The sequence below is a fragment of the Olegusella sp. genome (genome assembly GCF_057238325.1).
Window position 1 is genome coordinate 184,737 of sequence record NZ_DBHHGF010000002.1, and the last position, 10,379, is coordinate 195,115.

10 protein-coding genes are annotated in these 10,379 nt (G+C 47.2%); 9 read left to right on the forward strand and 1 reads right to left on the reverse strand.

All coding sequences use genetic code 11. From position 1 onward, the window contains the following. The first annotated feature begins 38 nt into the window (after positions 1-38). The 9 genes from ACO5JD_RS03460 (at position 39) to upp (ending at position 9,864) form a co-directional block, all read left to right on the forward strand. The gene (locus tag ACO5JD_RS03460) at positions 39-689 is read left to right on the forward strand and encodes an L-threonylcarbamoyladenylate synthase (RefSeq protein ID WP_484987607.1); all 651 of its coding nucleotides are present in this window, start codon (positions 39-41) and stop codon (positions 687-689) included. A 48-nt stretch (positions 690-737) separates the two neighbouring features. Continuing rightward, positions 738-1,994 carry a serine hydroxymethyltransferase gene (gene glyA / locus ACO5JD_RS03465; RefSeq protein ID WP_484987609.1) on the forward strand — a complete coding sequence of 419 codons (1,257 nt, stop codon included), beginning with the start codon at positions 738-740 and terminating at the stop codon, positions 1,992-1,994. A 69-nt stretch (positions 1,995-2,063) separates the two neighbouring features. Beyond that, on the forward strand, positions 2,064-2,522 hold the full coding sequence (gene rpiB, locus ACO5JD_RS03470; protein ID WP_484987611.1) for a ribose 5-phosphate isomerase B: 459 nt from the start codon (positions 2,064-2,066) through the stop codon (positions 2,520-2,522). Between the two features lie 80 nt (positions 2,523-2,602). Further along, entirely contained in the window at positions 2,603-3,763 is a 1,161-nt protein-coding gene (locus ACO5JD_RS03475) for a helix-turn-helix domain-containing protein (protein ID WP_484987613.1), read from the forward strand. A 331-nt stretch (positions 3,764-4,094) separates the two neighbouring features. Then, positions 4,095-5,111 carry an ornithine carbamoyltransferase gene (argF, locus tag ACO5JD_RS03480; protein ID WP_484987615.1) on the forward strand — a complete coding sequence of 339 codons (1,017 nt, stop codon included), beginning with the start codon at positions 4,095-4,097 and terminating at the stop codon, positions 5,109-5,111. Between the two features lie 106 nt (positions 5,112-5,217). Then, positions 5,218-6,750, forward strand: a complete 1,533-nt coding sequence (locus ACO5JD_RS03485; protein WP_484987617.1) for a YfcC family protein — start codon at positions 5,218-5,220, stop codon at positions 6,748-6,750. 58 nt (positions 6,751-6,808) lie between these two features. Further along, a complete protein-coding gene (locus ACO5JD_RS03490; protein ID WP_484987619.1) occupies positions 6,809-7,666 on the forward strand; it encodes a dimethylarginine dimethylaminohydrolase family protein in 858 nt (285 codons plus the stop codon). A 68-nt stretch (positions 7,667-7,734) separates the two neighbouring features. Continuing rightward, the gene (locus ACO5JD_RS03495; RefSeq protein WP_484987621.1) at positions 7,735-8,742 is read left to right on the forward strand and encodes an NAD(P)-dependent oxidoreductase; all 1,008 of its coding nucleotides are present in this window, start codon (positions 7,735-7,737) and stop codon (positions 8,740-8,742) included. A gap of 474 nt (positions 8,743-9,216) precedes the next feature. After that, complete coding sequence (upp, locus tag ACO5JD_RS03500) at positions 9,217-9,864, forward strand: uracil phosphoribosyltransferase (protein WP_484987623.1); 648 nt, start codon at positions 9,217-9,219, stop codon at positions 9,862-9,864. Between the two features lie 26 nt (positions 9,865-9,890). Here upp and ACO5JD_RS03505 read toward each other — a convergent pair whose 3' ends face one another. Continuing rightward, positions 9,891-10,196 carry a hypothetical protein gene (locus ACO5JD_RS03505; RefSeq protein WP_484987625.1) on the reverse strand — a complete coding sequence of 102 codons (306 nt, stop codon included), beginning with the start codon at positions 10,194-10,196 and terminating at the stop codon, positions 9,891-9,893. Positions 10,197-10,379 lie beyond the last annotated feature (183 nt).

The following is a 10,379-nucleotide window of genomic DNA, read 5'->3' on the forward strand; positions in this document are numbered from 1 at the left end:
AAACATACTGATTGTTTGCCAGTTGCAGGGAGAACAATATGGGCGCAATGATTGAAGTAGATCAACAATGTCCGTCTGCAGAAGTATTGACACGCGCCTGTGAAGTCTTGTTGCGTGAGGGCGTGCTGGTGATGCCGACGGATTCGGTATATGGCATTGGTTGTCTTGCGATGCCTAACAACCCTGCCCGTGCGAGGGTTTTTGAGATCAAAGAGCGCCCAGCAGATATGACTCTGCCATGGCTTGTTTCGGACGCATCTGAACTCGGACGTTTGGGTGTTGATATTCCTGCTTGGGCTACTGCATTAGCGCAAGAGTTCTGGCCAGGTGCACTTACTCTTGTTGTTAATGCGTCTGTGCAGGTACCAAGCGAATACCAGCGTACGGATAGCGGCACCATTGCCCTGCGCGTTCCCGACTCCATGTTGGTATGTGAACTTGCACGTCGAGTTGGACCACTAGCGGTTACTTCAGCTAACACCCACGGAGCGGATGCGGCTATCTCTGGTGCATCAGTCGAGGAGCGCATTGTTACATTAGCGGATTTGACACTTGACTCAGGTCCCGCTCCACTAGCCATCGCGTCTACAATTGTTGCTTGTACGAGGGCAGAGCCGGTTATTTTGCGCGAAGGAGCCATTCCTGCGACAGATATTATGCGAGTCGCTTTGGGTGCGTGCTCTGCTTAATTGCAAAAAAAGGTTGCATGTGGGATAGGTGGGGGAGAGGAACTGCATATGAACTTTAGATACCTGAGTCAGGCAGACCCTGAAGTCGCAGACATTATCACGGAAGAACTTGGGCGGCAGCGTGATTCTATTGAGCTGATTGCTTCTGAGAATCTCGTTTCGCTGCCCGTAATGGAAGCTGTGAGCTCTGTTCTTACCAACAAGTATGCAGAAGGCTATCCTGGGCATCGCTTTTATGGTGGCTGCTGGGCTGTTGATAAAGTAGAGGAACTGGCGCGTGAGCGTGCATGTCAGCTCTTTGGCTGCAAATTTGCAAATGTGCAGCCACATTCGGGTGCTCAGGCAAACTACGCAGCCGAAGCTGCGCTTATGCAGCCAGGTGATACCTTTATGGGTATGAATCTCTCTGAAGGCGGTCACCTGACACATGGCTCGCCTGCAAATTTTTCGGGCAAACTCTATCGTGATGTGCCTTACGGGGTAGATTTCATCGATGGACGCATTGATTATGACCAGGTAGAAGATCTTGCTAAGGAATGCAGACCAAAGCTAATTATTGCAGGCGCTTCAGCATATCCACGCATTATTGACTTTGAACGCTTTGCTGAAATTGCGCATTCGGTCGGGGCGTATCTGATGGTGGATATGGCACATATTGCAGGTCTTGTAGCTGCGGGCCGTCATCCTAGTCCCTTCCCCTATGCCGATGTAGTCACTACAACGACGCACAAGACTCTGCGGGGTACGCGCGGTGGCATGATTCTCACCAACGATGAAGAGCTTTACAAAAAGATAAACTCGGCGGTATTTCCTGGTACACAGGGTGGGCCGTTGATGCATGTTATTGCGGGTAAGGCAGTTGCTTTGGGCGAGGCACTCAAGCCTGAGTTCACAACCTACATCAATCAGGTGCTTCTTAACTGCCAAGCCTTAGGACAAGGCATGGTTGACCGCGGGCTTGCGCTTGTATCGGGTGGATCTGATAATCATCTGCAGCTAGTAGATTTAACTCCCTTGGGTGAAGTTACTGGTCGTGATGCCGAGCTTGCGCTTGATAAGGTGGGCATTACGGCAAATAAAAACACTATTCCAGGTGAGAAGCGTAGTCCCTTCAAGACATCTGGCCTACGTGTTGGGTCGCCTGCCATTACAACGCGTAGCTTCACTGAGCAAGAATGTCATCGTGTGGGAGAGATGATTGGTGAAGTGTTGGGTGCTCTTGAAGACGAAAAGTTAGCGACTAATATAGCTGCTGAAGTCCGAGCTTTACTTGCTGCTCATCCGCTGTATCCCGAATTGGGTTAGGCTGATCGTGGCCTTGCGCTGTAGTTATGACGCATAGCCAATGATGCAAATATGAGAGAGGATATGTTCATGCGCGTTGCAATTGCTTCTGATCACGCAGGTTTTCTGCAGAAAAAACCTGTCATTGAGTTCATTCAGGGTATGGGTCATGAGGTGCTGGATCTTGGACCCGATAGTGACGGTAGGGTAGATTATCCTGACTATGCTGATAAAGTTGCCCGTAAGGTCGCCTCTGGTGAGGCAGAGTACGGTGTTTTGATTTGCGGTACTGGTTTGGGTATGGCAATTGCTGCCGATAAGGTTGCGGGTATTCGTGCTGTGCCCGTGCAGGATACAACCTTTGCGCGCCTTGCTCGTGAGCACAATGATGCAAATATCATCTGCCTGTCTGGCCGCTTTGTGAGCCTAATGGACAATTGTGCCATTGTCGAGACATTCTTGACTACAGAACATGCTGGCGGTCGTCATGCAGAGCGCGTGGCCAAAATTATGCGTGAAGATGATCCCGCCTTCCCCGGTGTAGAGTAGCTGCAGATTTCGCGTTGCTTTTTTTTGGCATCAAGTTATTGGCTAGCCCTTTATTCTGCCTAGTAGTGGAAGGATGTGACATGGCTACGGTTGCGGATATTATTTCTCTTCCATCAATTTACAATGCGCGCCTTGTCGCTCCTTGTGAAAAAGCAGAATCCCGCACGGTCATTAATGTTGGCATTCTTGATATAGGGCCAGAATTTAATGGATATAGCGCGTATATGCCGGGGGAGTTTATCCTGACGAACCTTGGTTTTACAAACGGCGACGAGCTTGAGTCTGACCGTGCCTTGCTTGCAATGATTGATCGTGATGTAGCGGGGATTGGCGTAAAGACGGTATATAGACCCCATATTGGGGAGGCAGTAAAAAAGAAAAGCAGCGAAAGCGGCGTACCCGTTTATCTTTATGAAGGTCGCTATCACGAAGCAGTTGTGTTTGATGCGCTGAAGCTCATACATGAGGATCAACAAGAGGAAGCACGCGAAGACACTTTGCGTGCATTGATTGGTCCACGGAGCTCCAAAGAAGTGAGCACCGCGCTGACATCAATAAGCGGAGTGGTAGGGGGACAGCTTATATGTCTTGCATTGTCGCTACCAGAAGACTTTTCTCAAGCGAGAATTATGTTGAGCGACATCCGCAATCGCATCGCAATGAGTCAGACTGATGCTGAAAAACGTAAATACATTGTCCAGCGGTTTGATGGCTATGCACTCGTGCTTATTTGTGCACCAAATCGTGTCAGCATTAATGTGAAGTTGGAATATGAGGCAAAAGAACTTGCAAAACAGTTACATGCTCTATTTATGAGTCCTTGTGGAGTGGGAATAGCATTCGATGCATCAGATTTTTGCTTAGTGCTGAAAACGGCGCTTTTTGCAGCAAACTATGCTGAAATCAAGCGCCAACCCCTTGCATTTTGGAGTGAAATTGGTGCAGACAAGTTTGCTTTGATTGCAAATTCGGATTCTCTGTATCAGCGCGAAGCAAAGACGTGGCTTCGCCGAATTGAAGCTGAGGATGCCGATGGAGAGCTGATAAAAACACTCAGGATTTTCCTTTCTTATCAAGGAAGTATTTCTCAAACCGCATATGCTTTGCGGCAGCACCCCAACACTATTCGTTATCGACTCAAAAAGCTAAAAGCTTTGCTGAATATGGAAGACGAGTCGGATAGGTTCTTGGCGACCGTGCTTTCGATAGCTTTGCTACCCTTGTCTGTGAACGGTAGCTAAGATAGCGTTAAGCGGTCTTTAACTCCACCCTTAAAATGAATCGTGCTATCGAAATCGTAGCGATTACCAGCGTATTTGTAAGAAGCAACAAGACTTTGATGGCTTTATATGTAGTTCCTCCATTGTTGAGCTCCTAGGCTTGCATTTAGACTCTGCTACAAGCAATGCGAAATTGCTTGTGATACATGTGCATGAGCACATGCTGGTTTTCGGGACAGTCTGTCAGCAATGGCGGGAGATGTTCTCGGTCTGCCAGGAGGGGTCACCTTTTGTCTTGGGTGATGTCCGTCGGGAAAGAGACGGGCTCTAGCCAAGTCGAAAGGGGCTTGTTTTGTCTACATCTATTTTTCAAGGTCGTCACCTACTCTCAACAAGGGATTTCAGCCGTGCCGAACTTGAGTGGCTTATTGGCTTTGCGGAGCATCTCAAAGATTTGAAGAAACGCAATATTCCCCATCATTATCTTGAGGGGAAAAACATCGCTTTGCTTTTTGAGAAGACTTCAACACGTACCCGTGCAGCTTTTACTACCGCCTCGATAGATTTGGGTGCCCATCCAGAATACCTTGGGAAAAACGATATTCAGCTAGGTAACAAAGAAACAGTTTTGGATACCGCTAAAGTTTTGGGATCGATGTTTGACGGTATCGAGTTCCGTGGTTTCAAGCAGGAGTATGTTGAGCAGTTGGCAGAGTACTCTGGTGTTGTTGTGTGGAACGGTCTTACTGACCGTGAGCATCCCACGCAGATGCTGGCAGACTTCATGACCATCAAAGAGCATTTCGGCAAACTTGAGGGTATTAACCTTACCTATTGTGGTCAGGGTCGCAACAACGTTCAGAATTCTTTGATGATTACGTCTGCAATTCTTGGCGTGAATTACACCAACGCGACACCTGCTGAACTTGAACCCGCCCCCGAAATTCTTGCAATTGCCCAGCAGCTTGCGAAGGAAAGCGGAGCCACCATTCGCGTTACGAACGACCCTATCGAAGCAGTTGTTGATGCTGATGTCATCTATACCAATGTATGGGCGGCTATGGGCGAGGAGTCCAAGTTTGCAGAGCGTGTGCGGCAAATGAGTCCCTATCAGGTGAATGCAGAACTTGTTTCCCATGTTAAGAATCCGGATTGGATTTTCCTGCACTGCTTGCCTGCCTTCCACAATGCAGAGACCGAATATGCTGACAAAATCAAACAGGAGTTTGGTATCTCTGCTATGGAAGTTACCGACGATGTTTTTTATTCAGAGCATGCGCATCAATTTGAAGAGGCAGAAAATCGCATGCACACGATTAAGGCGATTATGGTCGCAACGCTGGGGAATCTATACGTTCCCCATGTCTAGCTAAGGCTTGTCTTTAACTTCGCCGACCTCGAGGGGCGAAGTGCCAGTAAATCAAATTTTTATCAAGATGGCTCGTCAGAGGATGGGCCAAGGGAGGAGGTTTGCCGTGGCTGAACTTACTACGCAGCAAGCTGAGGAGAAAACACCTCGCAAGCTCAAGAGTCCCAATACCTATGTCATTTTGTTCTTTGTCACATTAGGAATCGCAGCTCTATCATGGTTCATTCCAGGAGGTGCCTATGATCTCAATGAAGCTGGTCAGGCAATTTCTGGCACTTATCATGCGGTAGATGCAAATCCCCAAGGCATCTGGGATGTCTTTCTTGCACCCATTATCGGTATGGTTGGTTCTGCTCGTACATCTGCTGCCATCGCCATTTCGCTAACCATCATGGCATTTGGTAGCTTCCTCGAGATGATGGATAACACCGGCGCTATTAAGTCCTTTTTGGGTCAGGTGACTTCCAAGAGTCAGGGCAATATGCATGTATTGATCATTGCTCTGGTTGCTATCATGGCTTTCTTTGGCACTCTTGAAGGTGCTTATGAGGAAGGCATTGTGTATTACATGATGTTTGTTCCTGTCATCCTATCTTTGGGATTAGACACCGTTGTTGCAGTAATGATTGTTGTTATCGGAACTCAGGTAGGTTGCCTTGCCTCAACAGTAAATCCATTTTCAGTTGGTGTTGCCTCAGGTATTGCTGGCGTTTCCAGTGGTGAGGGCTTGGCTCTGCGCGCAATCCTGTTGGTTGTACTTGTTGCCCTTGCTTCGTTTGTGATTTGCCGCTATGCAGACAAAATTAAGGCACGTCCTGAACTTTCTACCCAGTTCTTCCGTCGTGAAAAAGATTTGGCAGAATTTGCCGGTACTGATGATGGGGCTGCCACAGAGCTAACGAGCAAGCAGCGTACAGCCCTGATCCTTTTTGTTTTGGTTTTTACCATCATGATTTTTGGTTTTATTCCCTGGACATCGATCAATCCGTCTTGGACATTCTTTGATGATTTTGCAAAAGCCATTGCAGAGGTTCCTGTGCTTGGCACCGTCATTGGTAAAGACATCACCCCCTTTGGTAGCTGGTATTTCAATGAGCTCACCACGCTTGTCTTTGTTATGACTATCGTTATTGGCCTTGTCATGGGTTATGACATCGAAAAAATCATCGGCATTGTTATGAAGGGCGCATCTGCTCTGGTGTCGACAGCCTTTGTAGTTCCTATGGCTCGAGGCATTCAGGTGGTTATGGATGCAGGTCAAATTACTCCCACCATTCTTCACTTTGGTGAGATGACCCTTTCGTCATTGCCTCCCATTGCCTTTGTCATCGTGTCCCTGGTGTTTTACTTTGCAATTGCATTCTTTATTCCTAGTTCTACAGGTTTGGCTGCTGCAACTATGGCAATCATGGCTGCATTGGCTCGTTTTGCTAATGTACCTGTGCATCTGATGGTCACGATTATGTGCATGGCTCTAGGTATGGCAAAGATGGTGACGCCAACCTCAGTCATTGTTATGACCTGTACTTCTGCGGCACATATTAGCTATGCCGACTGGATTAAGAAAATCCTCCCCATCATTGGAATGATTTTTGTCATCTGCTGCATAACACTCGTAATTGGCGTGACTCTCGGATAGGTGCATACCAAGGCGCGCGACTTGTTAGCGATTTGTAATTGAGCAGGAAGGGAAAGAAATGTCTGAAGAGAAAGTCTATGTCTCCAACGCTACAAACCCGCTGAAGAAAGTTATGGTTTGCTCACCCAAGTATTACACCTTCAACGGTATTAATGTCATCACTTCTGAGTGGATGAAGAAGGGCGATACCGAGAAAAACGATGTTATGGTCGCTGAGTGGCAGACCTTGGTGGATGCCTACCATGACAATGGAATCGAGGTTGTCGAAGTCGAAGCAAAGCCCGAGTTTCAAGTGATGACTTTTGCTCGTGATTATGGCTGCATGGTGAGGGAAGGTGCCATTATGGGACACTTCCGCCATCCCGTTCGCCAAGTTGAAGCTCAACAGTATGAGGCAAAGCTAAAAGAGATGGGCGTCCCTATCATTGCGCGTGTCAATGCAGGCTGCATGGAAGGTGGCGACTTCTGGATGCTTGATGAGCATACGCTTGCTTTTGGTATGGTTGACAGAACCGACGATCAGGGTGTTGCAAGTCTGCGCCATCAGCTTGAAAAGTTTGGCTACACCGTTGTAGGCATACCTTGCCCACCGCAGAATTTGCACCTCGATATGATTTTTAATATTGTGGCTCCTCAGGTGGCACTGGCTTGTATTGATCAACTGCCATATAACTTCCTTCAAATGCTCAAGCGTCGCAATTTTGAGCTTATCCCCGTTGCAAGCGAAGACATGTATAAACATGGCTGCAATGTGCAGTGCATCGGTAATAACAAGGTCATCGCAATTGAGAAGAACAAGCACATTAATGACAAGATGCGTGCCTTGGGTATTGAGGTCATCGATGTGCCGTTTGATCAGATTTTGCATGCTGGTGGTGGACCTCACTGCCTTACTCAGCCCATTGAGCGCCCTTAGATTAGACGTAGTTTCTTGGATGCTCGCCTATATGGGTGGGCATCCTTTTTTTAAGGAGGTGGGCTACCATGAAAGTGCTTATCAGTGATTATTTTGAAAGCATGATGCCTGAGCATTCTCTCGAAATCAAAACGTTAAGAGAAGGTCTTGGTGAAGACCTAGAAATAGAAGTTTTTCCGTATACCGATGAAACGCGAACGGAGTTTTACGAAAAACTTTCCAATGTGGATGCGTTACTTACCGCCTTTATCCCCATGAATAAAGAGGCTTTTGAGCATGCTCCCAAGCTGAAAGTTATTGGCATTAATGCAACTGGTTGGGACAATATAGATGTAGAGGCTGCTACGAAACATGGGATTGGTATATGCCCTATAGGGGAGTATTGCACTTGGGATGTTTCAGAAAGTGCCATTGCGTATCTTTTTGCTCTCAACAAGCATCTCAAGTTTTATTCCAAACAAATTGAAGAAAATCATGTTTGGGATTTTGCTGCTGCCCCCCAATATCCACGTTTGCAAGATCAAACGCTTGGTATTGTGGGATTTGGAAAGATAGGTCGCTGCACGGCGGGCAAAGCACAAAATTTAGTGCATGACATTATTGCATATGACCCCTACGTTAATGAGACAGAATTTACGGCATGTGGTGTCACCCAAGCAAAAACTGTCGAGGAATTATATGAAAAGGCAGATGCCATCGTGTGCCATATGAGTCTAAATGAAGGCAACCGAGGCTTCTTTGATGCAGCAGCATTTTCTTCAATGAGGAGACATCCCATTTTAATTAATTTGGGTCGAGGCCTCAGTATTGACGAACCAGCTTTAGTCGCAGCGCTTGATTCGGGTCAAATTCGTGCCTTTGGTGCCGATGTTTTGTATGACGAGACTCCCGACCTTGCTCATCATCCGCTTGTAGGTAGGGATAACGTTATTATTACTCCCCATGCAGCGTTTTACTCAACATCATCAATGCGTGATATCCAAGTTTTTTCATGCAACAACATCGTCAATTTCTTACTTGGATATAAAGATAAATTATTTAAATTGATTAATGATGTTGAAGTACCAGCGAATTAAAAACAAAGTCATCACTGCATAGAAAGCGGACGCTGTTTCATGGCAGCGTCCGCTTTTTTATACGTGTCATCAACCCGGCCTCGCGCATTTTATACGCGAGACAAGAAATCCATCCGCTATGCGGGTAGTTATGATGAGACTTAGCCCCAACATTTCAGATGGTTCATTTTTCGGTATCCATCAGCACAAATGGTTCATCCTTCGAGTTTTCATAAATACTGACCTGGTGTTTTGTGGATGGATAGACCGAAGCTTGAACCATCTGTAGATAAACCTTATGGCTCATCTTGGATATTAGGGTAGTTCGTTCATACCTCTCTTCGTTCTAAGAGGCTCAGACCATGGCTATTTCTATCTGCCATTTCTATCGAATGTGTCATGTATATGCTGTCCTGCGCTAAAATTTGGGAGGTATTAGGGGACTGCAAGAACACATCAGACGTCTTGCAGTTCACGCGAAAGAAAGGATCGCCCATGGCAATCGAGTTTGACGAGAGCCGTCTTACCATCATTGATCACCCCCTCGTACAGCATAAATTGCATATTTTGCGCGATAAGAACACCCCTACGAAGCAGTTCCGTGAGCTTGTTAGCGAGCTAGCAATTTTTGAGGGTTATGAGGCTATGCGCGATTTCCCGCTAGAGGACGTGGAGGTTGAGACTCCGCTTGAAACTGCCGTATGCAAGCGTCTCTCGGGCAAAAAGGTTGCTATTATTCCCATCTTGCGTGCAGGCCTGGGCATGGTCGATGGCATCTTCTCTCTTGTCCCCTCTGCTCGTGTTGGCCATGTTGGTATGTACCGCGACCCTGAGACTCACGAGCCACATCAGTACTATTGCAAGTTCCCTCAGGATATCGAGAATCGTACCTGCCTGATTGTTGATCCCATGCTTGCAACTGGTGGCTCGCTTACCGCAGCTATTCAGTTCCTACGTGATGCAGGAGTCAAAGATATCCGCGCTTTGACCCTTGTATCGGCTCCAGAGGGCGTCAAGACTGTTCTCGACTTTGACCCTGAGGTTCGTCTGTACACCTGTGCTCTCGATCGCCAGCTCAATGATGCAGCTTACATTCTTCCTGGCCTGGGTGACGCGGGCGACCGCATTTATGGCACCAAGTAAATAGGGCAAAAATAGGACAGCAAATCCTACTGGTCTTTTTTATGTGATTTAGTTTTGAGAAAGCGCAGGATGCCGCCACGGCCGTCCTGTGCTTTGTCGACTTCAGAGATATGCACATACTTGTCACAAATGGCTTTAGTGCGTAGATATTCGCAACCGCGTGGGTCGGTGACTGGCACCAGCTCCTCGGGACTATCGGCAAAATAGTGATCGGGACCCTCATCTATGTGGGGGTTTGCCAAAACATAGCCACGTATGCAGGTTCCACGCCAGCGACCAGAGTGCTCGTTGCGCTCGAATTTGCCAAACTCGCAGTCTGTGCAATGCAGCATAAGAAGTCCTGTTCTCGGGTAGCCTACTATTATCTGCGCCCAATCTTGATGATAAGGTAAGCAAGGAATTCATAAAAGAGTTTCAGACTTATGTGATGAAGACGTAAGTTCGTGCATAGCTCAGATAACCCCTTTTCCGCAGTACATTTTAGCAAAATAGGGCTTCTACCTGTGAAGGTGGCC

What these genes read in the sequence shown, in the direction of transcription:
- ACO5JD_RS03460 (WP_484987607.1), top strand. Translation starts at nt 39, where the DNA reads ATGGGCGCAATGATTGAAGTAGATCAACAATGTCCGTCTGCAGAAGTA.
- ACO5JD_RS03495 (WP_484987621.1), top strand. Translation starts at nt 7,735, where the DNA reads ATGAAAGTGCTTATCAGTGATTATTTTGAAAGCATGATGCCTGAGCAT.
- ACO5JD_RS03490 (WP_484987619.1), top strand. Translation starts at nt 6,809, where the DNA reads ATGTCTGAAGAGAAAGTCTATGTCTCCAACGCTACAAACCCGCTGAAG.
- ACO5JD_RS03505 (WP_484987625.1), bottom strand. Translation starts at nt 10,196, where the DNA reads ATGCTGCATTGCACAGACTGCGAGTTTGGCAAATTCGAGCGCAACGAG.
- rpiB (WP_484987611.1), top strand. Translation starts at nt 2,064, where the DNA reads ATGCGCGTTGCAATTGCTTCTGATCACGCAGGTTTTCTGCAGAAAAAA.
- upp (WP_484987623.1), top strand. Translation starts at nt 9,217, where the DNA reads ATGGCAATCGAGTTTGACGAGAGCCGTCTTACCATCATTGATCACCCC.
- glyA (WP_484987609.1), top strand. Translation starts at nt 738, where the DNA reads ATGAACTTTAGATACCTGAGTCAGGCAGACCCTGAAGTCGCAGACATT.
- ACO5JD_RS03475 (WP_484987613.1), top strand. Translation starts at nt 2,603, where the DNA reads ATGGCTACGGTTGCGGATATTATTTCTCTTCCATCAATTTACAATGCG.